A 25959-nucleotide genomic window follows, 5' to 3' on the forward strand; every position below is an offset into this window, starting at 1 on the left:
GCAGCGCCCGCGCGCTCGGCTCCTTCGAATCAAGAATCGCGAATGACCGATCGCGGCCCCTTCAGCCGCCGACGCCGTGCGGCGTGATCCAGCCCATCCAGATCGCCAGCATCACCAGCAGGATCAGGGCCACCGACAGGCCGATACGCTTGGTCAGCGCATTCACGGTGCGCTTGGTCTCGCCCTTGTCGACCATCATGTAGTACAGGCCCGCGCCGAGGTTCCAGAGGATGAGTATCAGGAAGGCGACGACCAGCAGGGTTTTCAGCGAATCGCTCACGGTGGTCTCCGACGGGGCACGGCGCAGAGCGTCATTATCGCAGCTGGTGGGCCGCCCGGCGTGAGCCGTCGCCGCACCCTGCTGGCGGGATGGACCCTGGCGCTGCTGGCGATGGCGCTGTTCGCGACGCTCGGCACCTGGCAGCTCGGGCGCCAGGAGCAGAAACAGCGGCGGCTCGACGAGGCCGCGCTGACGCTGCAGCGGCGCGAGCCGCAGCCGCTGGCCGCGGCCGCGGACCAGGCCGCCGCCCGCGCGCTGGGCTGGGCCGCTGGCACCGGCCGCTATCTCGACCTGCCCGCGGTGCTGCTGGACAACCAGCAGCGCGGCGGCCGCCCCGGCGTGCGCGTCCACCGCGCCTTCTCGCCGGAACCGGGGGGCGTGCCGCTGCTGGTCGACCTCGGCTGGCTGCCGCTGCCGGCCGACCGGCGCATGCCGCCGCTGCCGCCGCCTCCGGCCGCCCGCCACGTCGCCGGCCTGCTGGCGCCGCCGCCTTCGGCGGGGCTCGCCCGCGCGGCATTGCAGCCGCAGGCCGACGGCACGCTGCTGGCGACCGCGCTCGAGCCCAAGTCCGTCGCCGCGGCGCTGGGACTGCCGGCGCTGGCGCCGCGGGTGTTGCGGCTGGATCCGGAGCTTGCGGGCGGCCACGCCCGCGACCTGGAGGTGCTGCCCAATACCCTGCCGCCGGAACGCCACCTCGGCTATGCCGTGCAGTGGTACGGCCTGGCGCTCGCGGTGTTGGTCACGGCACTGGTTCTCACGTTCCGCCGCCGCGCGCGGCGCCCGTCCGACAAACCGCAGGTCCGCCCATGAACGCCCCCGTCTCCCGCCGCCAGCGCGACCGCAACCGCGGCTTGCTCGTGCTCATCGTGGCGCTGTTCCTGGGCAGCGCGCTGGTGGCCGGCGCGCTCCGCTTCTCGGGATGGCGCCCGGAAGGCATGCGCAACCACGGCGAGCTGCTGCAGCCACCGGGCGACCTGCGCGAACTCACGCCGCGGCTGCGCGACGGGGGCGACTATTCCTGGAATCCCGGGGCACGCCAGTGGCGGATCGCGCTGGCGCCGCCGGCCGGCTGCGCCGAACCCTGCGTGGCGCTGTCCGCCCAGCTCGACACCGTCTGGCAGCTGTTCGGTCGCCAGGCCGACCGCGTGCACATCCTCTGGATCGGCGAACTGCCCGAGGGCGCCACCCGCGACGCGGCCCTGCGCGAGGTGTTGCCCGATCCGGCGCTGCGCGCCGCGCTGCCACGGGTCGACGACCCGGCCGGCGTTCCGGTCTACGTGATCGATCCCAATGGCTTCGTGATTCTGCGCTACGCTCCCGGCTTCGACCCGGCCCACCTGCGGCAGGACATGTCGCGCCTGCTCAAGCTGCGATAGCCCGGGCCGCAGCGCCCCGGCCGGTGTTCGCCGGCATCGCGCGGCCCCCGAACCGCAACCCAGTCCCGCTCCTGCCGATGCCCAGCCTGTCCCCCAACGTCCATCGCCATTTCCATCGCATCGCCTGGTTCGCCGTGGCGCTGACCCTGTGCGTGGTGGTGTTCGGTGCGTTCGTCCGGCTGTCCGATGCCGGCCTGAGCTGCCCCGACTGGCCGACCTGCTACGGCCGCGCGGCCTGGCCGCAGGCGCCCGCGGAGGCGGAGGCCCACGCCGCCAGCAGCATCCGCCCGTTCGAGACCCACAAGGCCTGGCGCGAGCAGGTGCATCGCCACATCGCCGCCGCGCTGGGGGTGCTGGTGCTGGTGCTCGCGCTGCTGGCGGCGCGCCGGCGCCGGCTCGGCGTCGCCCAGATCCTCGGTGCATCGCTGCTGGTGGCGGCGGCGATCCCCGCCTACATGGGCGGGCACACCGGCGCCGCCCTGGCGCTGGCGGGGCTGGGCGAGGCGATCCTGCTGTTCGCCGCGCTGCGCTGGTCCAATGTCGACCTGGCCCGTGCCGCCGCCCTGACCCTCGCGGTGATCGTGTTCCAGGCGCTGCTGGGCAAGTGGACGGTCACGCTGCTGCTCAAGCCGGTGATCGTGATGGGCCACCTGCTCGGCGGCCTGCTCACCTTCTCGCTGCTGGCGTGGATGGCCTGGCGCGCCACCGACGTGCCGATCCGGCTCGCCGGCGCCGCGGCTCTGCGCCGCCTGTTGGCGATCGGCCTGGGGTTGCTGGCGCTGCAGATCGCGCTCGGCGGCTGGGTCAGCGCCAACTACGCCGCACTCGCCTGCGGTGGCGGCGGCTGGACCACCGCCGACGGCCACGGGTTCGACTTCCCGCAATGCGTCGGCCGCTGGTGGCCGCCGGCGGATTTCCGCGAGGGCTTCGTGCTGTGGCGGGGGCTCGGGCCGGACTACGAGGGCGGGGTGCTCGGCGGCGAGGCGCGGATCGCGATCCAGATGGTGCACCGGCTCATGGCGGTGGTGGTGCTCGGCGCGCTGCTGTGGATCGCCGCCCGCCTGCTGCGGACCCCGGGCCTGCGCGGCTGGGGCGGTACGCTCGGCGCGCTGGCGCTGGCCCAGGTGACCCTGGGCATCCTCAACGTCAAGCTGTCGCTGCCGCTGGCGGTGGCGGTGCTGCACAACGCCGGGGCCGCGCTGCTGCTGTTCGTGCTGGTCTCGCTGCTGGCGCGGCTGGAGGAGCCGCGGTGACGGCGGCCGCGAGGCCCGGGGGGCGGCACTAGCGATGGCGAACCTGGCCCACGAATACTGGACCCTGACCAAGCCGCGGGTGGTGGCGCTGATCGTGTTCACCGCCCTGGTCGGCATGTTCCTGGCGGTGCCCGGCCTGCCGCCGCTGCGGCAGACGGTGTTCGGCCTGCTCGGCATCTGGCTGGCAGCCGCCTCGGCGGCGGCGATCAACCATCTGATCGACCAGCGCATCGACAAGCTGATGGCGCGCACCGCACACCGGCCGCTGGCGACCGGCGCGCTGCGGCCGGCGCAGGTGCTGGCGTTCGCTGTGCTGCTCGGCACCGCGTCGATGGCGATCCTGATCGCGCTGGTCAACCCGCTGACCGCCGCGCTGACCTTCGCCTCGCTGATCGGCTACGCGATCGTCTACACGGGCTACCTCAAGCGCGCCACCCCGCAGAACATCGTGATCGGCGGGATCGCCGGCGCGGCGCCGCCGGCGCTGGGCTGGGCCGCGATCACCGGCACCCTGGACCCGCATGCGCTGCTGCTGGTGCTGATCGTCTTCGTCTGGACACCGCCGCATTTCTGGGCGCTGGCGATCTTCCGCCGCGAGGACTATGCCCGCGCCCTGATCCCGATGCTGCCGGTCACCCACGGGGTGGTCTACACCCGCTGGCAGATCCTGTTCTACACCGTGCTGCTGGTGCTGGTCACGCTGCTCCCATGGGTGACCGGGATGAGCGGGCTTTTCTACCTCGGCGGCGCCGCGGTGCTGGGCGCGGTGTTCCTGTGGTACGCGTGGAAGCTGCTGGATCCGCCGGACGAGTTCTTCGCGATGCGGGTGTTCAACTATTCGGTGGTCTACCTGATGGCGCTGTTCGCGTTCCTGCTGGTCGACCATTGGCTGCTGCCCTGGCTGCAGCCGCCGCCGCTGATGGAGTTCCAGCGGGTGAGGTGAGCCGCCGACGCGGGGCTACGATATCCCCGCAGGAGGGCCCATGGCCGCGAAGGCCGCGAAGGCCGCGGGCGGCTCCGGCGGGCGCGGCGGCGGTTGCGGGCGTGGCCCGCCGCGCCGGCCTTCGCCTGCATGGCACGCGCCTACGGTCTTGCGGATCCCGGCGGCTCGGGGCGGAACACCTGCTTCATTCCCCGTGGTCGTCCCCTTCGCCGAGCAGGAAGCGCTGCCAGAACAGCATTGCGGCGGCGCCGAAGTAGTCGCTGTTGGACTTCTTGGCGAAGCCGTGGCCTTCGTCGTCGAACATCAGGAACCAGACCGGCTGGCCGGTGCCGCGCACCGCCTCGACGATCTGCTCGGCTTCGGTGTAGGGCACGCGCGGATCGTTGCGGCCCTGGGCCACGAACAGCGGCGTGGCGATGCGGCCGGCGTTGGTGAGCGGGGAGATGCGATCGAAGTACGCGGCGATCTCCGGGTCACGCTCGTCGCCGTACTCGGCGCGGCGCAGGTCGCGGCGGTAGTCCTCGGTGTTCTTCAGGAACGTACCGAAATGCGAGATGCCGACCACGTCGATGCCGGCGCGGATCCGGTCGCTGTAGTGCATCAGCGAGGCCAGCACCATGTAGCCGCCGTAGCTGCCGCCCATCACCCCGATGCGTTCGCTGTCCAGCTCCGGCTGCCTACCGATCCAGTCCAGCAGCGCGCCGATGTCCTTGACCGAGTCCTCGCGCAGGGTCGCGTTGTCGAGCAAGAGGTAGCTCTTGCCGTAGCCGGAGGAGCCGCGCACGTTCGGCACCAGAACGGCGATGCCGAGCTCGTTGGCGAGGAACTGGAAGCTCGGGTTGAAGGTCGGTAGCGCCTGGCCCTCCGGGCCGCCGTGGATGCTGACCACCACCGGGTAGCCGCCGGGCGGGGCCGGCGACTGCGGCCGGTAGTAGAAGACCGGGATCGTGCGCGCCGCGCCGTCGACCCGGTCGAAGGTGGGATAGCGCACCAGGGCCGGCTCGACGAAGCCGTCGACCGGCAGGCCGCCGACCTCGCTGCGGGTCCAGCGCTCGAGCGAACCGGCTTGGATATCCACCACGTAGACGTCGCTGGGGGAGGTGGCGGTGTTGAGCGAGAGCGCGAGCCTGCTGCCGTCCGGCGAGAAGCTGGCGCCGCCGAAGACGCCCACCGGCAGTTCCGGCAGCGGGACCGGCTCGAGCCCCGGCAGCCGCAGCAGGTGCAGCCTGGCGATGCCGTCCTCGTTGGTGACGTAGGCCAGGTGGCGGCCGTCGTCGGAGATCTCGAAGCCGCGCACGTCCCAGGGAATGTGGCCGCTGACGATCCGCGGCGCGCTGCCCGGCACGTGGTGACGGAGGGTGCGAAACTCCTGCGCCTGGCCGTCGACCGGCTCGTCGGACACGTAGAACACGCCTTCGCCGTCGGGCGCGTAGCGGAACCCGCCGAAGCCGGCCTTGCCGCCCTCCACCGGGAACATCCGCAGCGCGCCGCTGGCCAGGTCCACTTCGCCCGGGTAGGACTCGTTGATCGAGACGTAGCGGGTCACCAGCATCCGGCTGCCGTCGGGCGAGAAGTCCTCCGCGCTCCAGTTGCCGCCCTCGGTCACCACCGGGCGCGCCTCGCGCGTGGCGAAGTCCATCACCCAGACATCGGTATCGGTGCCGTTGCGCGCGGTGCTGCTGTAGGCCAGACGGCTGCCGTCGGGCGAGAACAGCGCACCCTGGTTGCGGCTGCGTTCGCCGTCGGTGAGCAGGCTGGACTCGCGGGTGCCGAGGTCGTACCAGAACAGCTGCCAGAACTCGTCGCCGCCGAGGTCGCGACTGTAGACGAAGCCGTCCAGGCCGGATCCGGCAGGGGCGATGTCGCCCAGGCCGATCCGCTCCGGTTCGAAGGTCAGCTGCTCGCGCATGCCCAGCGGCTCGCAGACCCGGTGCGCCTGGGTGGTCTCGGCGAAGCGCGTGCCGATCAGCAGGCAGCCGTCGGCGGTCCAGCCGGCGAGGCCGGCGCCGCGGGTGTTCTGGTAGCGGTTGAGCCGGGCGAGCAGCTCGGCCGGGATCTCCGGAATGTTCTCGACGACGCGGTTGCCCACGTGCTGGCGTTCGACCTGCGCGGCATCCTGCGCCGTGGCGGGCAAGCAGGCGAGCAGGAGAACGGCAGGCAATACCGCCAGGGCGGACGGGAAACGAGTGCTGCGCATCGATGGCCTCCGGAGACTCGAGCCCCCAGCTTAACCGAAGGCGCGCGGCGGCTCCCCGAGGCGCGTCGGTCGCGGTTCCGCCATTTTGGCGTCAGCGGCGCTCGCTCAGCGCCTGCTGCAGCATGCGCAGCTCGGACTTCTCGTGCTCGCCGAGCGCGGCGAAGCCGCCCGCGCCCAGCTGCGCCTGCAGTTCGTCGACCCGCTGCTGCAGGGTCTGCCGGTCGAGCAGGGACATCGCGCCCAGGAACTCCTCGCGCCAGCTGGCTTCGTCTCCCGGTAGCGACACCGCGGCCAGCTTCTGCAGCGCTTCGGCCTCCTCGCGGCCCTCGAAGTGTTCGAGCACGGCGCCGGTGGCGATCCCCGGGCGCGCATGCACCAGCTCGACCAGCTCCGCCAGCAGGGCGACGCCGGGCTGGCGCAGCGCGGCGAAACGCTGCTCGCCGCCGAGCTCGAGCGCCAGCGCCGGCCGTTGCAGGAGCAGGGTGATCGCGGTGCGCACCAGGCTGCGCTTCGGCGCGGGAACGCCGCGGCCAGGACGGACCCGGTGGGTCGGCACGTGGGTTTGCGGCGCGCTGGCGCGTGCGCCCACGCCGGTCAGTTCGGTCAGCCGCTGCCGCATCAGGTCGGCGAAGGCGCCGTCCGGAATCTGCTCGAGCATCGGCCGGGCGCGCTCGGCCAGGCGCGCCTTGCCGTCCAGGGTTGCTAGATTGACGTCGGCCCCCAGGGTGTCGAACAGGAACCGGGACAGCGGTACCGCCTCGCGCAGGCGCGCATCGAAGCCTGCCGCGCCTTCCGCGCGCACCAGCGAGTCGGGGTCTTCGCCCTCGGGCAGGAACAGGAAGAACGCCTGGCGGCCGTCGCGCATCCGCGGCAGCACCGTCTCCATCGCCCGCACCGCGGCGCGGCGGCCCGCCGCGTCGCCGTCGAAGCAGAAGAACACGTCGGGGGCGTTGCGGAACAGCAGCTCGGCATGGTCCGGCGTGGTGGCGGTGCCGAGCGTCGCCACCGCCTGCGCGATGCCGTGCTGGAACAGCGCCACCACGTCCATGTAGCCCTCGACCACGATCAGCCGCGCGATCTTCTGGTTGGCCTGGCGCACCTGCCACAGGCCGTACAGTTCCCGGCCCTTGTGGAACAGGGCGGTCTCGGGCGAGTTGAGGTACTTGGGGCCGTCCTCCTTGTCCAGCACCCGGCCGCCGAAGGCGATGGTGCGGCCGCGGCGGTCGGCGATCGGAAACATCACCCGGTCGCGGAACTTGTCGTAGCTGTGGCCGCGGTCGTTCTTCGAGAGCAGGCCGGCGCGCTCGAGCAGCCCGAGGCGGCGCTGGTCGCTGCCCAGCGCGTCCTTCAGCGCGGAGAATCCGTCCGGGGCGTAGCCGATGCCGAACTGCGCGCGGATCGCCTCGTCGACGCCACGGCGGTCCAGGTAGGCGCGCGCCCTGTCGCTGCCGGCCAGCTGGCGGCGGAAGAAGCGGTCGGCGGCGTCCAGCGCGGCGTACAGTTCCCGGGTCTCGCCGTCCTGATTGCGCTGCACGGTCTCGCGCGGGATCTCCATGTTGGCCCGCCGCGCCAGCTCCTCGACCGCATCGAGGAACTCCATCCGGTCGTAGTTCATCAGGAAGCTGATCGCGCTGCCGTGCGCGCCGCAGCCGAAGCAGTGGTAGAACTGCTTGACCGGCGAGACCGTGAACGAGGGCGAGCGCTCGTCGTGGAACGGGCAGCAGGCAGCGTATTCCTTGCCCTGGCGCTTCAGCGGCACCCGCGCGCCGACCACCTCGACGATGTCGGTGCGGGCGAGCAGGTCGTCGATGAACGCGTCGGGGATGCGGGCCATGGCCGCGCTAGGATGCCACGCAACCCGTGCGCAGCACGCATGCCGGCGGCGGCGTGGACCGCGCCCGCCACCGGCACCCGCCCGCCCGGCGCCACCCGCGGCCTTGGCGGCCATGGGCCGCTCCTACCCAGGCGGCCGCCGCGGCGGGGGTTCGGCCTCGACCGCGAGGTCGGGCGGCAATGATGCTTCGTCTTCCGGCGTGCCGCGGCGCTCGCGCCAGCGCTCGTCGATGACCGCGGTGATCAGCGCACCGACGAAGAACACCATCGCCGCGTAGTACATCCAGACCAGCAGCACCACCAGCGTGCCCATCGAGCCGTAGGCGCTGCCGGGGGCGGCCTGGCGGATGTACAGCCCGATCCCCCACCGGCCCAGCACGAACAACGCGGCGGTGAGCACCCCGCCGAGCAACGCCTGGTGCCAGCGGACCCGACGGTCCGGCAGGTAGTGGTAGAGCAGGCCGAAGGCGAATGCGTACAGCGCGAACGCGCTGGCGTTGCCGATCGCCGGCAGCAGCGAGGGCACCCCCGAGAACACCAGCTCCAGCACCGTCGACAGCAGCGTCGAGACCAGCAGCAGGAAGCCCAGCGCCAGCACCACCCCGAACGAGAACACCCGCTTGCGCAGCCAGGCCCATAGCGCCAGGCGGCGGGCGTCGGTGTGGAAGATCAGATTCAGGGTCTGCTGCAGCCGCGCGAACACCACCGTCGCGCCGAGCAGCAGCAGCAGCGTGCTCCACAGCCCGGCCAGCGAGCCCAGGTCTGGCCGCTGCCGCGCGTTGTCGATGACCGTTCCGGCCACCTCCTCGGCGCTGGCCCCGGCAAGGTCGCCGACCTGGTCGATCAGCGCCGCCTGCGCCGATGGGTAGAGCAGCGAGGTCAACCACAGCAGCAGCACCAGCAGCGGAGCCAGCGAGATCAGGGTGAAGAACGACAGCGAGGCGGCGTGGGTGAGCAGATCGATCTCGATGAAGCGCCGCACCACCGCCGCCGGCAGGCTGTCCTGCACGGTCCGCAGCAGGCGGGTTCTGAGGTCGGTGGCGGGCAGCGGCATCTGTTCCGGAGGTCGCGGGCGAGCGTCGAGCCGGCAGCATGCCAGAGCCACGTGGCTGGAGCGTGAGAGCCACGCCGCCGGCGGTGGCTGGGCGACCGCAGGCAGCGCACCGGCCGGTCGGACGCGAATCCGCCGGCGGCGGACGGGGAGCCGCTGGGAACGGCAGGTCGACGGCGCAGGAGCGCGGCAAAGCGCCGCGGCGCGGCGCCGGTGGCAGGACTAGCCGTGGGCGCCAGCGTCCGGGTCCGCAGCGGCAAGCCGCCGCAGCGCGTCGCCATCGAGGCGCTGCACCGTCCAGCCGTCCATGCCGACCGCGCCGATGCCGCGGTAGAACGCGATCGCCGGGGCGTTCCAGTCCAGCACCGACCATTCGAAGCGGCCGCAGCCGCGTTCCACCGCCAGTCCTGCCAGGTGCGTCATGAGCCGGCGCCCGACGCCCAGGCCGCGGAATTCCGTGCGCACGTACAGGTCCTCCAGATACAGGCCCGGCCGGCCGAGGAAGGTCGAAAAACTGTGGAAGAACAGGGCGAAGCCCGCCGCGCGGCCGTCGACCTCGGCGATCACCACCTCCGCGCCCGGGCGCGCGCCGAACAGGCTGTCGGCCAGGGTGGCCTCGTCGGCGACCACCTCGTGCGCGAGGCGCTCGTACTCGCCGAGCTCGCGGATGAAGGCGAGGATCTGCGGCACGTCCTCGCGCCGCGCCGGCCGCAGCGCGATGTGCCCCCGCCCGGGAGCGCCCGCCGCCATCAGCCGCCCGCGAGCTTCTTCTTCACCAGCGCCGAGACCTGGCCCATGTCGGCCTGGCCGGCCAGTTGCGGCTTGAGCACGCCCATGAGCCTGCCCATGTCGGCCGGGCCGCTTGCGCCGGTGGCGGCGATCGCCGCGTCGACCGCCCGCGCGATCGCCGCCTCGTCGAGCTTGGCCGGCAGGTAGCGCTCGATCACTGCGATCTCGTCGCGCTCCACCGCGGCCAAGTCCTCGCGGGCCGCGGCCTCGTACTGCGAGACCGAGTCCCGGCGCTGCTTGACCATCTTCTCCATCACCGCGATCACCGCGGCATCGTCGAGCTCGACGCGTTCGTCGACTTCTCTTTGCTTGATCGCGGCATTGATCAGCCGGATCACCCCGAGCGAGGCCTTGTCGCCGGATTTCATCGCCGCCTTCATGTCGTCGGTGAGGGTCTGCTTGAGGGTCATGGTCGGAGCCGTGATGGTGATTGGGGATGTGTGATTCGAGGAGCCTTGTCGAAGGAATTCACGGGGGCCGAAAGCTCCGGTTCGCGCGATTCGCTTGATCCAATCCCGCATCACCCATGCCGAATCACGGCGCTTCGACGAATCCCGGCCTCCAACACAAGAAGCCGGCGACGCTCGCGCGTGCCGGCTTCTCGCAGGAGTACGGGTCGCTCCGCGCCGAAGGCGCGGGGGCGGCACTCAGTACAGGCGCTGGCGCTTGGTGACGTCGCGCGAGGCGCGGCGGGCCTGGCGCTTCACCGCGGCCGCGGCCTTGCGCTTGCGCTCCTGGGTCGGCTTCTCGTAGTACTCGCGCTTGCGCGTCTCGGCCAGCACTCCGGCCTTCTCGCAGGTGCGCTTGAAGCGGCGGAGGGCAAACTCGAACGGCTCGTTTTCGCGGACTTTGACGCTTGGCATGGACTCTCCGGGACGGTAGCTTCGCCGGGCTGGGCACGGCGAGCCGCGTATGATAACGGCACCGGCACGCCCCCCGCAAGCCATCTCCCCGCCCGCCGGCGTGGTGTTCCGCCCTTCCCGCCCCCATCTGGCAGCCCATGCGCGTCCTCGGCATCGAAACCTCCTGCGACGAGACCGGCGTGGCGGTCTACGACACCGCCCTGCCGGGCGCCGCCGGCCTGCGCGCCCAGGCGGTCTACAGCCAGGTCGCCCTGCACGCCGAATACGGCGGCGTGGTGCCGGAACTGGCCAGCCGCGACCACGTGCGCAAGCTGCTGCCACTGCTGCGCCGGACCCTCGCCGAGGCCGGCCTCGGGGTCCGGGAGCTCGACGGGGTGGCCTACACCGCCGGCCCGGGGCTGGTCGGTGCGCTGCTGGTCGGGGCCGGGGTGGCGCGGGCCCTGGCCTGGGCCCTGGACGTGCCAGCGCTGGGCGTCCACCACATGGAGGGCCACCTGCTGGCACCGCTGATGGAGGACGATCCGCCGGAGCCGCCGTTCGTCGCTCTGCTGGTCTCGGGCGGCCACACCCAACTGGTGGCGGTGGACGCCATCGGCGTCTACCGCCTGCTCGGCGAGACCCTGGACGATGCCGCCGGCGAGGCCTTCGACAAGACCGCCAAGCTGATGGGGCTGCCCTATCCCGGCGGGCCGCAACTGGCGGCGCTCGCCGCGGAGGGCGCCCCAGGCGCGCATCGCTTCTCCCGGCCGATGACCGACCGGCCCGGCCTCGACTTCAGCTTCAGCGGGCTGAAGACCCAGGTGCTGCTGGCCTGGCGCGGCAGCGATCAGTCCGCGCAGACCCGCGCCGACATCGCCCGCGGCTTCGAGGACGCGGTGGTCGAGACCCTGGCCATCAAGTGCGGCCGCGCGCTGGACGCGGCCGGCAGCGGGGTGCTGGTGGTCGCCGGCGGAGTCGGCGCCAACCGCCGCCTGCGCGAGCGCCTGCACGCCATGGCCGCCGACCGTGGCGGCCGGGTCTGCTTTCCGCGCCCGGAGCTGTGCACCGACAACGGGGCGATGATCGCCTTCGCCGGCGCCCTTCGGCTCGCCGCCGGCCAGCACGATACCGCCGCGGTCCGCGCGCTGCCGCGCTGGGACATGGCGTCGCTGCCGCCGTTGGCGGCGCCGGCGCCGTGATTGGTGATTGGTGATTCGCAAGTGCGGGATGCGTCGGCGCGTTAACCTGTGCCTGCGACCCGCTTCGGCTCTCGCGAATCGCCAATCCCGAATCGCCAACCACGAATCCCGATTCACGGCTCTTATGGACAAAGTCTTCATAGAAGGTCTCGAGATCGAGACCACCATCGGCATCTACGACTGGGAGCGGCGGATCCGCCAGCCGCTGGTGATCGACCTGGAGATGGCGTTCGACAACCGCGTGCCCGCGGCCAGCGACGCCATCGGCGACACCCTGGACTACAAGGCGGTCAGCAAGCGGCTGATCGAATATGTGTCGCAGTCGGAATTCGGCCTGGTCGAGACCCTGGCCGAGCGCTGCGCGGAGATCGTGCTGTCCGAGTTCGGGGTGACCTGGCTCCGGCTGAAACTCGGCAAGCCCGGTGCGGTGCGCGGCGCGCGCGCGGTGGGCGTGGTGATCGAGCGCACCCGCGGCGCATGACGCGACCGCCGGCGGCCGCCTGTTAACCTGTCCGCATGCAGCGATTCAGCGACTCCATTCCCGCCCTGGCCAGCGTGCCGCACGCCGACCCCCTGCTTTCCCTGTTGCTCCTGGTCGTCGTCGCCGCGCTCGCCAGCTGGCTGACCCAGCGGGTGCTGCTGCGCATCGTGCGGGGGTTGGTGCGCGCCTCTCCGATGCATTGGGACGACGCGTTGCTGGCGCGCGGAGTGCTGTCGCGGCTGGCGCACGTGGTGCCGGCGCTGGTGATCTCGTTCGGCATCGCCGCGGTGCCGGACCTGCCCGAGGCGGTGGTGCTGGTGGTGCGCAACGTCGCCCGCGCCTACGTGATCCTCACCGTGGCGCTGTCGCTGGGCAACCTGTTCAATGCCCTGGGCGACCTGTACGCGCGCAACGCCGAGCGCGCCCGCACCCGGCCGATCAAGGGCTACCTGCAGGTCGCCAAGCTGGTGGTGTTCCTGCTCGCGGCGGTGCTGGCGATCGCCGCGCTGATCGACCGCTCGCCGCTGATCCTGCTGTCCGGCCTCGGCGCGATGACCGCGGTGCTGCTGCTGGTCTTCAAGGACACCATCCTCTCGCTGGTGGCCAGCGTGCAGCTGGCCAGCAACGACATGCTCCGGGTCGGCGACTGGATCGAGATGCCGGAGCTCGGCGCCGACGGCGACGTGATCGATATCGCCCTGAACACGGTCAAGGTGCAGAACTGGGACAAGACCGTCACCACCATTCCGACCTATCGCCTGATCAGCGATTCGTTCAAGAACTGGCGCGGCATGAGCGAGGCCGGCGGGCGCCGGATCAAGCGGCCGCTGCTGATCGACCAGAGCTCGGTGCGCTTCCTCGAGCCGGGCGAGCGCGACGCGCTGCGCCGGATCGCCCTGATCGACGAGTACCTCGATGCCAAGCGCCGCGAACTGGAGGAGTGGAACGCGAAGCTGGAGGCGGCCGGCAAGGATCCGGTCAATACCCGCCGGGTCACCAACCTGGGCACCTTCCGCGCCTACGTCGCCGCCTACCTGCGCGCGCACCCGCAGATCCGCCAGGACATGACCCTGATGGTCCGCCAGCTCCAGCCGGATGCGCACGGCATCCCGCTGGAGGTGTACTGCTTCACCGCCACCACCGCCTGGGCGGAATACGAAGGCATCCAGGCGGACATCTTCGACCACCTGCTGGCGGTGCTGCCCGAGTTCGGGCTGCGCCTGTTCCAGTCGCCCTCGGGCGCCGACGTCGCGGGCGGGCTGGCCCGGCTGGAGCGCAGGCCAGATGCCGCGGAGGCGGCGCCCTGACGTGGCCAGCGCCTGCCTGAGCCTGGGCAGCAACATCGAGCCGGGCCGGCACCTGGCCGCCGCGATCGCGGCGATCGCGGCACGCTTTCCGGGCGCCAGATTCTCCCCGGCCTATCGGACCGCGGCGGTCGGCTTCGACGGCCCGGACTTCGTCAACGCCGCAGCGGTGATCGACAGCGACCTCGATCCACCCGCACTCGATGCCTGGCTGCATGCGCTGGAGGACGCACACGGGCGCGACCGTTCCGGCCCGCGCTACGGCGACCGCACCCTGGACATCGACATCGTGCTGTTCGGCGACCTGGTGCTCGACGCCCCGGCCGGGGCCGGACAGGGTCCGGGCCGGCCGCTGCGGCTGCCGCGGCCGGAGTTGCGCCACGCCTTCGTGCTGCGGCCGCTGGCCGAGGTCGCGCCGGAGCTGGTCGAGCCGGTGAGCGGCCGCACCCTGGCCGAGCTGTGGGCCGCCTCGCCCGAGCGCGCGGTGCCGATGGCGCCGGTACCGCTGCCCGGCGCCTCGCCATTCGAGCTCCCGTAGCAGCGGCCCATGGCCGCGAAGGGCGCGGGTGGCTCCGGACGGGTCGGCGGTGATTCCGGGTGTGGTCCACCGCGCCGGCCTTCGCGTGCACGGCACGCTCCCGCGGGGCGAGCCGGACTTGTCGCGGGCCGCGTCTGCCGGCAGGATGAATGGGATCATCACAGGGGGCAGGACAATGTTCGAGAAATTTTCCCGCAGCTGGGCGCTGGTGAAGGCCAGCGCTGCGGTGTTGCGCTCCGACAAGGAGCTGATGTTGTTCCCGGTGATCTCAGGGGCCGCCACCCTGGTGGTGCTGGCGACGTTCCTGCTGCCGATGTCGCTGCTGGGCGTCTTCGCCGAGGGCTGGGGCGCCGGCGCCTTCGTGTTCGGGTTCCTGTTCTATTTCTGCCAGTACAGCGTGGTGATCTTCTTCAACAGCGCGCTGGTGGCGGCGGCGATGATCCGCCTGGACGGCGGCGACCCGACCCTGGCCGACGGCTTCAATGCCGCCAAGAAGCGCATTCCCGCGATCCTCGGCTATGCCGCCATCGCCGCCACGGTCGGCGTGCTGCTGCAGTCGCTGAAGAACCACCGCAACAACTTCATCGTCCGCCTGATCGGCAGCGGCCTGGGCGCGGCCTGGACCCTGGCCACCTTCCTGGTGGTGCCGGTGCTGGTCAGCCGCGACCTCGGGCCGATCGACGCGCTGAAGGAAAGCGTGGCCCTGCTCAAGCGCACCTGGGGCGAGAACGCCATCGGCAACATCGGCATCGGCGCGGCGTTCGGGTTGATCACCTTCGGCACCGTGCTGCTCGGGATCGGCCTGACGATCCTCGCGGCGCAGGCCTGGCTGGGCCTGGCGATCCTGGTCGGCGGCCTGTTCCTGATCGCGCTGCTGCTGCTGGGGGTGTTCCAGGCAGCGCTCAGCGGGGTGTATTCGGCGGTGCTGTACCGCTACGCGGTCTCGCACCAGACCCCGGAGGCGTTCCAGGGCCTGCAGCTCGACCACGCGTTCGACAAGCGCTGACCGCGCGGCCGGGGAGATGGCCTGACCGTTGTGTTGTAGGAGTGGCCCATGGCCGCGGGGGTCGCGGGCGGTTCCGGGCGGGGGTGGGCGGCGACCCCGGACCTTGCCTGCCGCGCCGGCCTTCGCGTGCATGGCACGCTCCTACGCTGGCGGCTCCGCAGCTGCAACCGGCCCGCGCAGCCCGGCAAACCCGGCTCTGCGGGAGCGGGTGTCAGCCGCCGATCAGCCGGCCGCCGTCGACCGCGATCACCTGCCCGGTGACGTAGCCGGCATCCGCCAGCAGCCAGGCCACCGCGGCGGCCACCTCGCCGGGGGTGCCGGTGCGGCCGAGCGGGGTGCGCGCCAGCAGGCGGCGCTGGCGTGCCTCGTCGGTCTCGTCCTCGGCCCACAGGATCGCCCCCGGGGCCACCGCGTTCACCCGCACCTCCGGGGCCAGCTCCAGCGCCAGTGCACGGGTGGCCATCGCCAGCGCGGCCTTGGCCATGCAGTACGGCGCGTAGCCGGGCCGTGGGCGCTCTGCGTGGATATCGGTGAGGTTGACGATCGCGCCGCGCGCCGCGCGCAGGTGCGGTGCCGCGGCCTGCGCCAGGAAGAACGGCGCCCGGGCGTTGCTGGCGAACAACGCGTCCCACTGCGCAGGGGTGACGCTGCCCAGCGGGGTGGCGGCATAGCTCGAGGCGTTGTTGACCAGCGCGTCGAGCCGGCCGAACCGGCCGACCGTCCCGGCGACCAGCTCGGGCAGGCGGTCGAAGTCGCCGAGTTCCGCCTGCAGCCCCAGCGTGCTGCCGGGCCGCGCTGTCTCCAGCTCGGCGAGCAGCGCCGCGGCCTCGCGCGCGGAGCGGCGGTAGTGCAGGGCGATGTCGTAGCCGTCGGCATGCAGGCGCCGCGCGATCGCCGCGCCCAGGCGGCGCGCGGCGCCGGTGACGAGGGCGACTGGGCGGTGGTCTGCGGCCATGGCGGGCTTCCGGTGCGATGCGGCAGCCGCCACGATACCGGCTATCGCCACCCGCCATTCAACGCCGCTTCCGTAGACTTGGAAGCAGGACTGAATGGAGCGCCGATGTCGATTCCCCCAGCAGACGCCGACGCCCTGGCGCACAGCCGGCGCCTCGAGGCGCTGGTCCGCGAGCAGATCGCGCAGGCCGGCGGCAGTATCCCGTTCTCCCGCTTCATGGAGCTGGCGCTGTATGCGCCCGGGCTCGGCTACTACAGCGCCGGGGCGGCCAAGTTCGGCGCCGCCGGCGATTTCGTCACCGCACCCGAGCTCGGTTCGCTGTTCGCCGGCTGCGTGGCCGAGGCGCTGGCGCCGGTGTTGCGCGCCATCGGCGAGGACGCGCGGTTCGTCGAGATCGGCGGCGGCAGCGGTCGCTTCGCCGAATACGCCATCAAGCAGCTGATGCAGCTCGATGCGATGCCGGCCAGCTACGCCATCCTCGAGCCCAGCGCGGACCTGCGCCAGCGCCAGCGCGAGCACCTGCAGCGGCGCCTGACCCCGCCGGTGTTCGACCGGGTGCGCTGGCTCGAACGGCCGCTCGAGGAGCGCTGGAACGGCGTGCTGTTCGCCAACGAGGTGATCGACGCGCTGCCCACCCCGCGCTTCGTGCTTCGCGACGGCGAGGTGTTCGAGGAGCACGTCGGGATCGAGCCCGGCGGGAACTTCGCGCGCCTCGACCGGCCCGCGGATGCGCTGCTCGCCGCGGCCGTGCGCCACGTCGAGCGCCAGCTCGACGCTCCGTTCGCCGACGGCTACCGCTCCGAACTGCTGCCGCAGCTGCCGTACTGGGTGCAGGCGGTGATCGGCGGCATGGACACCGGCGCGCTGCTGTTCGTCGACTACGGCTACCCGCGCCGCGAGTACTACCTGCCGCAGCGCGACGAGGGCACCCTGCGCGCCTTCCACCGCCACCGCGTGGCCGGCAACGCATATGCCAACCTCGGCCTGCAGGACCTGACCGCGTCGGTCGATTTCACCGCGCTGGCCGAGGCCGGCACCGGCGCGGGCTTCGAGTTCTCCGGCTACTGCTCGCAGGCCAGCTTCCTGCTCGGCAACGGGCTCGACCGGCTGCTGGCCGAGCAGGAGGCGCGCGCCGCCGACGAGGCCGCCCGCTACGCACTGCGCCAGCAGGTCAAGACCCTGACCCTGCCCGGCGCGATGGGCGAGCGCTTCCAGGCGATGGGCTTCGCCCGCGACGTCCACTTCGCGCACGCCTTCCTCGCCGGCGACCTGAGCTACCGCCTGTGACCCGGCTGCGCCCCGGCCGCTCGCTCAAGCCGTTCCGCCGTCCGCTGCTGTGGAGCGGGCTGTGGTGCCTGGCGGTGGCCGCGGTGGTGGCGGCCTCGCTGGCGCCGCCGCCGCCGCTGCCGCCGGTCGCCGGCGGCGACAAGCTCGGCCACCTCGCCGCCTACTTCGTGCTCGCCGCCGGCGCGGTGCAGCTGCACTCGCGCTGGGCTTCGCTGCTCGGCGCCGGCCTCGGCCTGGTCCTGATGGGGATCGGGCTGGAGTACGCGCAGGGCGCGTTGACCGATCTGCGCCAGGCCGAGCGCGCCGACGCGCTCGCCAACACGCTCGGGGTGATCGCCGGGCTGGCGACGCGGCTCACGCCCTGGCGCGATGCGTTGCTCGCGGTCGATCGACGGATCCCGCCCTCCGGCCGCGACGTCGATCCGTAGCGCGGAACACGCTCCACTGCTTCGTGTGCGACCGCGGCTTGCGAATTCGCCCTTCGGGGGCCGGGCGCGGCGGAGCAGACTCCGCTTTACGGCCGGGGCCGGCCGGGGAGCAGGCGGACGCGGTCCAGCACCCACATCGTCGGCCGGGTATCGCCGGTGAAGGTGAGGCACAGGTCGGTCCTGTCGGCAGTCGGAGTGAGCGGGGCACGCAGGGTGATGAAGCCGTCGGCATCGGGCTTCGCCGGAAGCGGCAGCGTGGCCACACGCGGTCCCTGGCAACCGCCCGACTGCACCACCAGTTCACCGTGGGCCGTGCTCGCCGGCAGGAACTTGCGGTTCGGCTCGTCGTGGGCGAGCTGGAAGTAATAGGGGATGCGTCCTGCGCGAACCTCCAGTGCGGCGATGCCTTCCAGATCGGCCTCGGGCCACAGCCAGCACGGGTAGAAGATCGTGACATTGAAGATCGCGCGCTCGCCGTGCAGGGGGCCATCGTCCTCCAGCCTCAGGAGCAGGCGGCCGGTATCGGGACAGGTCCCGAGCTGCTCGTCGGTGCGGACCAGCAGCGAGGCGTCGTCGAAAACGTGGGTCGCGGCGGGCGCCAGCGCCACGCCGCCGTGGAATGCCGCCGCCCGGACGGTGGCGGGCAGCGCGAGATCGAGCGGTGCGCGGTAGATGGCCGAACCGGGCCCCGGCTCGCTGCCATCGAGGGTGTAGCGCACCGGATAGCCCAGTGGATTGCGCAGCGCGACGGTGACGCTGCCGCGGTTGCGGGTGGCGTCCGCAAGCACTTCGAACGGGGTCGTCGCAGGCTCGATCCCCATTGCGCGATAGCGCTGCATCTGCGCCGGCAGGCGCCGCAGGAAGCCGTCGTATTCGCGCCGATCCGCCGGCGTCCAGGCGGTCTCTGCGAGCGCGGCCAGGCGCGGGAAGACGTGGTGCTGCACGCGCTCGAACGTGCGCGCATGCTCGGTCCACAGGTTGGCCTGCACTCCCAGCACGTGCATCCGGCGTTCCGCCTCCAGTCCCGGGGGCACCGGCTCGAAACGGTAGACCTGCTCCAGCGTCACCATCGCCGGGCGGCCCGGGGGTTCGTTCGGCGAATCGGTCTGCAGGTAGTCGAGATAGAGTTCGGAAGAAGGCGTCATCACCACGTCGTGGCCCTGCCTGGCCGCTTCGATGCCGCCCTCGATGCCGCGCCAGGACATCACCGTGGCCTCCGGCGGCAGGCCGCCTTCGAGGATCTCGTCCCAACCGATCAGGCGGCGGCCGCGGGCCACCAGGAAGCGCTCCATGCGCTTGATGAAGTGGCTCTGCAACGCTGCCTCGTCGGCCAGGCCGAGTTCGCGCATCCGCGCCTGCACCCGTTCCGAAGCCTGCCACTGGTCCTTGACCGCCTCGTCGCCGCCGACATGGATGTAGGTGCCGGGAAAGAGTTCCACGACCTCGGCCAGCACGTTCTCGAGGAACTCGAAGGTGCTCTCCTCGACGTTGAACAGGGTCTGGTTCACGCCCCATTCGTTCAGCACCTCGACCTGCTCGCCGGTCACCCCGAGCTCGGGGTAGGCCGCCACCGCCGCCTGCGCATGCCCCGGCACGTCGATCTCCGGCACCACGGTGATGTGCCGCTCGGCGGCGTAGGCGACGATGTCGCGGATCTGCGCCTGGGTGTAGTAGCCGCAGTACGGCACCGGCGCCCCCGTGCCGGGATCGACGCCTCCGTCTCCGGCGGGGATGCGGCAACCGCCGACTTCGGCCAGGCGGGGGTAGCGCCGGATCTCGATACGCCAGCCCTGGTCGTCGGTCAGGTGCCAATGGAAGACGTTGAGCTTGTGGCGCGCCATCGCGTCGAGCAGCTGCTTGATCTCCTCGACGCTCTGAAAATGCCGCGCCGAGTCCAGCATGAAGCCGCGCCAGCCGAAGCGCGGGGCGTCCTGGATCCGTACCGCCGGGAGCGCGACTCCGCCGGTACGGTCCGCATCGCCCTGGAGCAGCTGCCACAGGGTCACCGCGCCATAGAACAGCCCGCGCGGATCGGCCGCGCTCACGCGCACCGTTTCCGGCGCGACCTCGATCGCATAGGCCTCGGGCCCGCCGAAGTCCGCGCCAGCGTCGATGTCGAAACGAATGCCGCCGGCCCTGCCTTGCCCGCTGCCGACCTCCAGCGCCAGCCCGTGGCTGCGCGCTGCGTACGCAGCGAAATGGCGTGCGGCCGCGGCCGCGTCCGCGCCCTCGGCGTGCACTGGCGTGGCCGCGGACAGCGCGAACCGGCCGTCACCGGCGCGCAGCGATACCGGCGCCGGAACCAGGGCCGCGGCCGGATCGGGCACCGCGGTCTCTTCCGCCCCCGCGGAGGCCGCGTCGAGCGGGCCGCAGGCGGCGGCCAGCAGGACGGCCAGGCCGATGAGTAGCGTGCGAAGAAGGGGGCTGCAAGCGCGGATCATCGCCTCGTCCTCTATCCAGTGTCCGAAGAATGCGGGCCCGGCGCACCCGGCCCGCGCAGGTCGCCTCAACGGCAGGGGCATGCGCCGACGGTTTCAGAAGTTCACCCGCAACATCGCGGTATAGCGCCGGCCGCTGCGGTACACGCCGCGGGTCAGCCGCTCGTCGGTGGCATAGCTGTGATAGGCCTCGTCGAGCAGGTTCATCGCATTGAGAGTCAGGCTGTAGTTGTCGTTGAAGCGGTAGCCCAGCGAGGCGTCCACCGATTCGTACGGCCGCACCCACAGCTCGTCACCGCGGTCGACGTTGGTGAAGTACTTCGAGCGCCAGGAATAGGTGACGCGCGCGCTCCAGGCGCCGGCCTCGAAGAACGGGCTGAGATTGACCTGGTTCTCGGAGTTGTACGGCATCGGTTCCCCGGTGCTCGACTCGCCGTCGGAGTAGGTGTAGTTGGCCAGGACGCCCAGGCCGTTGTCGAAGCTCTGCTGGAAGGCGATCGCCACGCCCTGGATCTTGGCGGTGCCGGCGTTGTCCGGGCGCGAGACCTGGTAGACCGTCTCCTCGCCCTGCGCCTGGTTGAAATGTGTTTCCGGGCGCGTGGTGGTGAGAATGTAGTTGTCGATGTCCTTGTAGTACACGGTGCCGGACAGGATCGAGTTTTCAGCGAAGTACCATTCGGCCGACGCGTCGAAGTTGTTGGCCTCGTAGGGTTCCAGATCCGGGTTGCCGCCGCCGCCGGTGAGGGTCTGGTCGCCCAGCCACAAGTAGCTGGACATGTCGGCGTAGTTGGGCCGGGCGATGACGCTCGCGGCGGAGAAACGCAGCAGCAGGTCGTCGGTGGCCTCGTACACCAGGTTGAGGTTCGGCAACACGTTGTTGTATTGCTTGTTCACACTCACCGGCGCATAGCCGTCGGCCGGGCAGGGCGGCGGCACGTCGGTGGCGACGCAGGCCCAGCCGGCGCTCTCGGACTCGGTGCGCACGTAGCGCAGCCCGACGTTGCCGCGCACGCGCGCGAAGCTGAAGTCCGCCTGCACGTAGGCCGCGTCGACATCCTCGGTGATCTTGAAGGTGTTGGCCGCGAAAGATGGATCGTTGAAAGTGCTCGGCACCGGCATCGATTGCCACGGGGCAAGCCAGTCGCCGCCGAGGATGTAGTCGGCGAGCGCCCATCCGTCGATGTAGAAGCGATTCTCCATCTCGTCGGTGACGCCGTCGAACCCGTCGAGGTAGTTGTCGGGCACCTGTCTCGGATCGAACAGCGAGGCGGGCGCATCGCCGTAGCCGGCCACCGATGCCAGCGAGACGCCGCCCATCAGCTGCTCGGTCTCGTGTTCGCGGCGCTTGGCGCCGAAGCGCAGCAGGTAGACCGGCGAATCCAGGCGGACGCCGAAGTCCAGCTGGCCGTAGCGCTCGCGGTCGCTGGTGGGCTTGAACACCACGTTGCCGCCCCACCCGGGGTTCCAGGCCGCCGGGTCGTCGGGGTCGGTGCCCCAGCCGCCGTCGAACCGGAACGCCGAGGGGTCGCTGAACGGATTCGATCCCGGGTAGGAGACGCTGCCGGGGCGTCCCGGCGCGCCGCTGATGTCGTAGCTGTAGTCGGCCCAGTTGAGAAACTCGCCGAACACCTGCTGGCTGGTGCCGCCGGTGGCCTTGGTGGTGCCGACGTGGGCGGAGGCGAACCAGCGTTCGTCGTCCCAGCCGGCCTTGAAGTCGTACGACTCGGTATCGATCTCCGCGAGCCGGTTCTGCACGTCGAGCACCGACAGCGCGTTGGCGAATGTGCCCCGGGTGATGATGCCGTCCTCGATGGTGACGTCGGTCATCTTCATCAACCCGTTCCAGGCGTTGCCCATGAAGGCGAACATGGACTGGTTGAGGTTGTCGTAGCTGGCATCCACCCGCAGGGCGTTGAACTCGAGATCGAGCCTGTCCACCGGCCTGGCCTGCAGCGACAGGGTGAAGCTGTTGCGCTTTCGCTCCTGCTCGAAGAACGAGGCGCTGAGCGAGTTGGGCCCGCGCGCGTCGAGGTTATTCTCCAGGGTCTCGGCGCACGTGCCGGTGCAGCTGGCTGGCAGGGTCGGCTGCGAGCCGTCCGGATTCGGCGCCTGCGACCAGTCCGGCGGCAGGTTGTTGACCGAGCCGCCGCCGCCCTGGCCGTCGCGATAGTCGCGCGCCGACACCGAGCCATAGGATTCGACGCCGTCGCGGCGCAGGTTCTCCGTGGAGGTCTGGAACGAGACGGCGACGCCGAAGGTGCCGGCCGGATTCTTCCAGCTGTACATCAGCGAACCCTGCGGATCCGCCTCTTCGGAGCGGTCGTTGTAGAGATAGCCGATCGAGCCGGCGAAGGTATTGGCGTCAAGGTCGAGCGGACGGCGGGTGGTGACGATGACCGTGCCGCCGATCGAGCCTTCGTCGATGCGCGCCTCGGGCGACTTGTACACCTCCACCTTGCCGACGATCTCGGGCGCCAGCAGCGCGTAGTTGAAGGTGCGGCCGGGCTGGTCGACGATGAACCAGTCGGCCGAAGCGACCGTCTGGCCATTGAGCAGCGTGCGGTTGAGCGCAGGGTCGGTGCCGAGGATGCTCACCTTCTCGCCCTGGCCGAACAGGCGGTCGATGGTCACGCCGGGGATGACCGTCATCGCCTCGGCGACGTTGGTGGACGGGAACTTGCCCACGTCTTCGGCGGTGATCGCGTCGACGAAGGCGTCGGCATTGCGCTTGGTGTCCAGGGCCTGCTGCAGGCTGCCGCGGATGCCGGTCACCACCACGCGGTCGAGTTCGGCGGCCTCCGCCACCGGCTGCTGCGCGGGAGCCTGTTGTGCCTGCGCCTGTGCGCTCACACCCAGGCAGGCCAGGATCGCCGCGGACAATACGGATTTACGGTGATTCATCATGTGTCTCCTCGTCGCTGTCTGAGTTGCGGCGGCGGCCGTGCGGCCGGTGCCGTGCCCTGCGTATCCGTACCGCGCGTCGCTGCCCGCCCGCGCGCTTGCTGCCCTTGGCGCCGGCTCCCGCCTCAGCGCCCGTCCGCCCTCGTGCCCAGGTACCAGGTGGCGGCGCCGATCACGCCCAGCTGGCCGTGCTCGACCAGCTTCACCGGGATGCGCTCGAGCGCCTCGCGCATCGGCCCCTTGTTGAGGAACCGCGGCACGAAGCTGCTCTGGAGCAGGAATTCGCGGATCTGCGGCAGGATCCCGCCCGCCAGGTAGATCCCCCCGTGGACCCCGTACAGCAGCGCCATGTCGCCGACCGTGCTCCCCAGCAGGCCGCAGAACACCTCCAGGCTCTCGCGCGCGAGCGGGTCGCTGCCCTCGAGCGCCGCGGCGGTGATCTCTCCGGGCGTGGCGTAGGCCCGACCCCCGCCCCGCAGCTTCGCCAGCGCCGCGTGGAGGTTCATCAGCCCGGGGCCGGAAAGCGCATGCTCGTTGGGCACGTGGTCGCGCTCACGCAGCAGTTCGCGCAGCAACGCGGCTTCCAGATCGTTGCCGGTGGTCAGCGCCGCCTGTCCCGCCTCGGTGGCCAGGACCACCGGTCCCTTGGCGGTCGGGATCCATACCGCCGCGCCCAGGCCGGTGCCGGGGCCGACGACCAGGGTCGGACCGGGGGGTGCGGTCTCCGGGCCCGCCAACTGCAGCACCTCGCTGGCGTCGACATACGCGGCGGCATGGGCGACGGCTTCGAAGTCGTTGACCAGGTGGAACTCCCGGAAGCCGAGGCGCTCGCGGATCTCGTTGAGCGAGATGCCCCAGGGCAGGTTCACGGTGATCACCGAACCGTCCTCGAGCGCGTAACCGGCGCTGGCGATCGCGCCCTCCTCGACGCCGACGGCACCGAGCCGGGCCAGGAAGTCCTCGACGATGTCCGCCAGCCCCGGCCATGCGGCGCAGACGTACTTGCGGTACTGAAGCACCGAGATCGGATGAGAGGGGTCGTCGCTGCGCCGTACCAGCCCGATGCGCACATGGGTGCCGCCGACGTCTGCGGCGATGAACGGTTTCGCGCTGCTGTTCATGGCGTCGATCCGTAGCGGGCTTGCGATCGCTGGCACGTCGTCCCCGGTGCTGGTGTGGGTGCTTGCGGCGAGATGCACCGCGGAAGTCGTGACCGAGTGTGAAAATAGTTTGACAACGATGTCAACATGGTTTGTGGATTTCCTTGCCGGCTCGGCGCAATTAGATCTATTCATGGGTATTCATGTGAACCAAGAGCTAATTTAGCGCCACGGATGTAGATAATAACGGTTGTCTTAAGCAGGACATCGACAGAATTGGCAGGACAAATGTTGCATGACAGCACGTTCTTCGACGCAAATCTCGTCGATTTCGTGGCAGTCCGGCAAGTTTTATGACAACGTTGGACTCATATGGCTTGAAGAAGACACCGGCGCCCGCGTGGTTCGCGCAGGCCGGGGCCGAATCACAGGAGACGCCAGGATGACCGCAGTTGCCGCCGTGAGCGCCCGCTCGCCACTCCCCATGGCCATCGCGATCATGGGGCTGCTCTACTTCATCATCGGTTTCTTCACCTGGATCAACGGGCCGCTGATCACTTTCGTGCAGCTCGCCTTCGAACTCGACGAGGTGAACGCCTTCCTGGTGCTGATGGTGTTCTACCTGTCCTACTTCTTCCTGGCGCTGCCCGCGGCCTGGGTGCTGAAACGGACCGGCATGAAGAAGGGCCTGGCCCTGAGCCTGGCGGTGATGGCGGGCGGGGCGATGCTGTTCGGCGAGTTCTCCACCCAGCGCTGGTACCCGGGTGCGCTGTCGGGACTGTTCGTGATCGGCGGCGGTCTCGCGCTGCTGCAGACCGCGGTCAATCCATACGTCAGCATCCTCGGGCCCATCGACAGCGCGGCGCAGCGGATCGCGCTGATGGGGATCTGCAACAAGGTCGCGGGGATCCTCGCGCCGCTGGTGCTGGGAACGCTGGTGCTGCACGGCATCGGTGATCTTGCCGGCGAGGTCGCCGCCGCGGATCCCGCCGGGCGGGCGCAGCTGCTCGACGCCTTCGCCGCAAAGATCCACGCACCGTACATGGCGATGGCCGGCGTGTTGATGCTGGTGGCGGCCGGCGTGCTGCTCTCGCCGCTGCCCGAGCTCCGGCCGGCGGAGGCGAATGCGGACGCGGGCGGGGCGGGCGCCGGACGCGGAATCTTCAGCTTCCCGCACCTGTGGCTGGGCGTGCTGTGCCTGTTCACCTACGTCGGCGTGGAGGTCATGGCGGGAGACGCCATCGGCACCTACGGCCAGGCGCTGGCGCTGCCGCTGGATCACACCAAGTTCTTCACCTCGTTCACCCTGTTCGCGATGCTGCTGGGCTACCTGGCGGGGTTGGTGCTGATCCCGCGCTTCGTTTCGCAGGAACGGTATCTCAGCGTTTCGGCGCTGTTGGGCATCGCGTTCACCACCGCCGCGTACCTGACCGGCGGCTACCTGTCGGTGGGCTTCGTCGCCGCGCTCGGCTTCGCCAATGCGATGATGTGGCCGGCGATCTTCCCCATGGCGATCCGCGGCCTGGGGCGCTCCACCGAGACCGGCTCCGCGCTGCTGGTGATGGGGATCGCCGGGGGCGCGATCATCCCGCAGGCGTTCGCGGTCTTCAAACAGCACTTCGACTTCCAGCTGGTGTTCCTGCTGCTGATGCTGCCCTGCTACCTGTACATCCTCTACTACGCCCGGCGCGGCCATCGCCTGGGCCTGGCCGGTGCGCGGCGACCGGACGCATCATGAGCTTCACCGGCCGGGATAGA

At 70.9% G+C, this 25959-nt stretch carries 24 protein-coding genes; 13 read left to right on the forward strand and 11 right to left on the reverse strand.

Annotated elements, in window-relative coordinates; translation table 11 throughout:
* Positions 1-61: 61 nt before the first annotated feature.
* Positions 62-280, reverse strand: coding sequence for a twin transmembrane helix small protein (locus tag QFW77_RS16465; RefSeq protein ID WP_280575901.1), 219 nt, complete (start codon positions 278-280; stop codon positions 62-64).
* A gap of 60 nt (positions 281-340) precedes the next feature.
* Between QFW77_RS16465 and QFW77_RS16470 the strand changes: the two genes are divergently transcribed.
* The 4 genes from QFW77_RS16470 to cyoE all read left to right on the forward strand — a co-directional run bounded on the left by QFW77_RS16470 (position 341) and on the right by cyoE (position 3852).
* Complete coding sequence (locus QFW77_RS16470; protein WP_280575902.1) at positions 341-1090, forward strand: SURF1 family protein; 750 nt, start codon at positions 341-343, stop codon at positions 1088-1090.
* Positions 1087-1656, forward strand: coding sequence for a redox-active disulfide-containing membrane protein (locus QFW77_RS16475; protein ID WP_280575903.1), 570 nt, complete (start codon positions 1087-1089; stop codon positions 1654-1656). Before QFW77_RS16470 ends, QFW77_RS16475 begins: the two co-directional genes overlap by 4 nt.
* 77 nt (positions 1657-1733) lie before the next feature.
* Positions 1734-2909 carry a COX15/CtaA family protein gene (locus tag QFW77_RS16480; RefSeq protein ID WP_280575904.1) on the forward strand — a complete coding sequence of 392 codons (1176 nt, stop codon included), beginning with the start codon at positions 1734-1736 and terminating at the stop codon, positions 2907-2909.
* Between the two features lie 34 nt (positions 2910-2943).
* Positions 2944-3852, forward strand: a complete 909-nt coding sequence (gene cyoE, locus QFW77_RS16485) for a heme o synthase (protein WP_280575905.1) — start codon at positions 2944-2946, stop codon at positions 3850-3852.
* A gap of 184 nt (positions 3853-4036) precedes the next feature.
* On the opposite strand, the gene QFW77_RS16490 is transcribed toward cyoE, so the two are convergent.
* The 6 genes from QFW77_RS16490 to rpsU all read right to left on the reverse strand — a co-directional run bounded on the left by QFW77_RS16490 (position 4037) and on the right by rpsU (position 10585).
* Positions 4037-6049 carry a S9 family peptidase gene (locus QFW77_RS16490; RefSeq protein ID WP_280575906.1) on the reverse strand — a complete coding sequence of 671 codons (2013 nt, stop codon included), beginning with the start codon at positions 6047-6049 and terminating at the stop codon, positions 4037-4039.
* 91 nt (positions 6050-6140) lie between these two features.
* Positions 6141-7883, reverse strand: coding sequence for a DNA primase (gene dnaG / locus QFW77_RS16495; RefSeq protein WP_280575907.1), 1743 nt, complete (start codon positions 7881-7883; stop codon positions 6141-6143).
* 123 nt (positions 7884-8006) lie between these two features.
* Positions 8007-8936 (reverse strand): YihY/virulence factor BrkB family protein, encoded by a 930-nt coding sequence (locus QFW77_RS16500; RefSeq protein ID WP_280575908.1) that lies wholly within the window; start codon positions 8934-8936, stop codon positions 8007-8009.
* 219 nt (positions 8937-9155) lie between these two features.
* Positions 9156-9683 carry a GNAT family N-acetyltransferase gene (locus tag QFW77_RS16505; RefSeq protein ID WP_280575909.1) on the reverse strand — a complete coding sequence of 176 codons (528 nt, stop codon included), beginning with the start codon at positions 9681-9683 and terminating at the stop codon, positions 9156-9158.
* Positions 9683-10132, reverse strand: a complete 450-nt coding sequence (locus QFW77_RS16510) for a GatB/YqeY domain-containing protein (protein ID WP_280575910.1) — start codon at positions 10130-10132, stop codon at positions 9683-9685. The genes QFW77_RS16505 and QFW77_RS16510 overlap by 1 nt, the downstream gene beginning before the upstream one ends.
* A 237-nt stretch (positions 10133-10369) precedes the next feature.
* Complete coding sequence (rpsU, locus tag QFW77_RS16515) at positions 10370-10585, reverse strand: 30S ribosomal protein S21 (RefSeq protein WP_111267721.1); 216 nt, start codon at positions 10583-10585, stop codon at positions 10370-10372.
* A 137-nt stretch (positions 10586-10722) separates the two neighbouring features.
* Here rpsU and tsaD point away from each other — a divergent pair, with 137 nt between their 5' ends.
* The 5 genes from tsaD (at position 10723) to QFW77_RS16540 (ending at position 15092) form a co-directional block, all read left to right on the forward strand.
* Positions 10723-11763, forward strand: a complete 1041-nt coding sequence (gene tsaD / locus QFW77_RS16520) for a tRNA (adenosine(37)-N6)-threonylcarbamoyltransferase complex transferase subunit TsaD (protein ID WP_280575911.1) — start codon at positions 10723-10725, stop codon at positions 11761-11763.
* Between the two features lie 124 nt (positions 11764-11887).
* Positions 11888-12244, forward strand: a complete 357-nt coding sequence (gene folB / locus QFW77_RS16525) for a dihydroneopterin aldolase (protein WP_280575912.1) — start codon at positions 11888-11890, stop codon at positions 12242-12244.
* Positions 12245-12279: 35 nt separating this feature from the next.
* Positions 12280-13551: a mechanosensitive ion channel family protein gene (locus QFW77_RS16530; protein ID WP_280575913.1), complete on the forward strand. Its 1272-nt coding sequence runs from the start codon at positions 12280-12282 to the stop codon at positions 13549-13551.
* Position 13552: 1 nt separating this feature from the next.
* Entirely contained in the window at positions 13553-14086 is a 534-nt protein-coding gene (gene folK / locus QFW77_RS16535) for a 2-amino-4-hydroxy-6-hydroxymethyldihydropteridine diphosphokinase (RefSeq protein ID WP_280575914.1), read from the forward strand.
* Positions 14087-14261: 175 nt separating this feature from the next.
* On the forward strand, positions 14262-15092 hold the full coding sequence (locus tag QFW77_RS16540; protein ID WP_280575915.1) for a DUF6159 family protein: 831 nt from the start codon (positions 14262-14264) through the stop codon (positions 15090-15092).
* A 211-nt stretch (positions 15093-15303) separates the two neighbouring features.
* Here the strand turns inward: QFW77_RS16540 and QFW77_RS16545 are convergent, their stop codons facing one another.
* Entirely contained in the window at positions 15304-16047 is a 744-nt protein-coding gene (locus QFW77_RS16545; protein ID WP_280575916.1) for a pteridine reductase, read from the reverse strand.
* A 105-nt stretch (positions 16048-16152) separates the two neighbouring features.
* Between QFW77_RS16545 and QFW77_RS16550 the strand changes: the two genes are divergently transcribed.
* Positions 16153-17334: a class I SAM-dependent methyltransferase gene (locus QFW77_RS16550; protein ID WP_280575917.1), complete on the forward strand. Its 1182-nt coding sequence runs from the start codon at positions 16153-16155 to the stop codon at positions 17332-17334.
* Positions 17331-17762, forward strand: coding sequence for a VanZ family protein (locus QFW77_RS16555; protein ID WP_425603367.1), 432 nt, complete (start codon positions 17331-17333; stop codon positions 17760-17762). Before QFW77_RS16550 ends, QFW77_RS16555 begins: the two co-directional genes overlap by 4 nt.
* 86 nt (positions 17763-17848) lie before the next feature.
* On the opposite strand, the gene QFW77_RS16560 is transcribed toward QFW77_RS16555, so the two are convergent.
* The 3 genes from QFW77_RS16560 to QFW77_RS16570 all read right to left on the reverse strand — a co-directional run bounded on the left by QFW77_RS16560 (position 17849) and on the right by QFW77_RS16570 (position 24222).
* Positions 17849-20203: a beta-N-acetylhexosaminidase gene (locus tag QFW77_RS16560; RefSeq protein WP_280575918.1), complete on the reverse strand. Its 2355-nt coding sequence runs from the start codon at positions 20201-20203 to the stop codon at positions 17849-17851.
* 93 nt (positions 20204-20296) lie between these two features.
* Complete coding sequence (locus tag QFW77_RS16565) at positions 20297-23101, reverse strand: TonB-dependent receptor (RefSeq protein ID WP_280575919.1); 2805 nt, start codon at positions 23099-23101, stop codon at positions 20297-20299.
* Between the two features lie 125 nt (positions 23102-23226).
* A complete protein-coding gene (locus QFW77_RS16570; protein ID WP_280575920.1) occupies positions 23227-24222 on the reverse strand; it encodes a glucokinase in 996 nt (331 codons plus the stop codon).
* Here QFW77_RS16570 and QFW77_RS16575 point away from each other — a divergent pair.
* Together QFW77_RS16575 and QFW77_RS16580 are read left to right on the forward strand one after the other, a co-directional pair.
* Positions 24197-24427 carry a hypothetical protein gene (locus QFW77_RS16575; RefSeq protein WP_280575921.1) on the forward strand — a complete coding sequence of 77 codons (231 nt, stop codon included), beginning with the start codon at positions 24197-24199 and terminating at the stop codon, positions 24425-24427. The genes QFW77_RS16570 and QFW77_RS16575 overlap by 26 nt on opposite strands.
* A 216-nt stretch (positions 24428-24643) precedes the next feature.
* Complete coding sequence (locus QFW77_RS16580; RefSeq protein ID WP_280575922.1) at positions 24644-25939, forward strand: sugar MFS transporter; 1296 nt, start codon at positions 24644-24646, stop codon at positions 25937-25939.
* Positions 25940-25959: the final 20 nt, after the last annotated feature.

The sequence above is a fragment of the Luteimonas endophytica genome, from assembly GCF_029887875.1.
Taxonomy (GTDB): domain Bacteria; phylum Pseudomonadota; class Gammaproteobacteria; order Xanthomonadales; family Xanthomonadaceae; genus Luteimonas; species Luteimonas endophytica.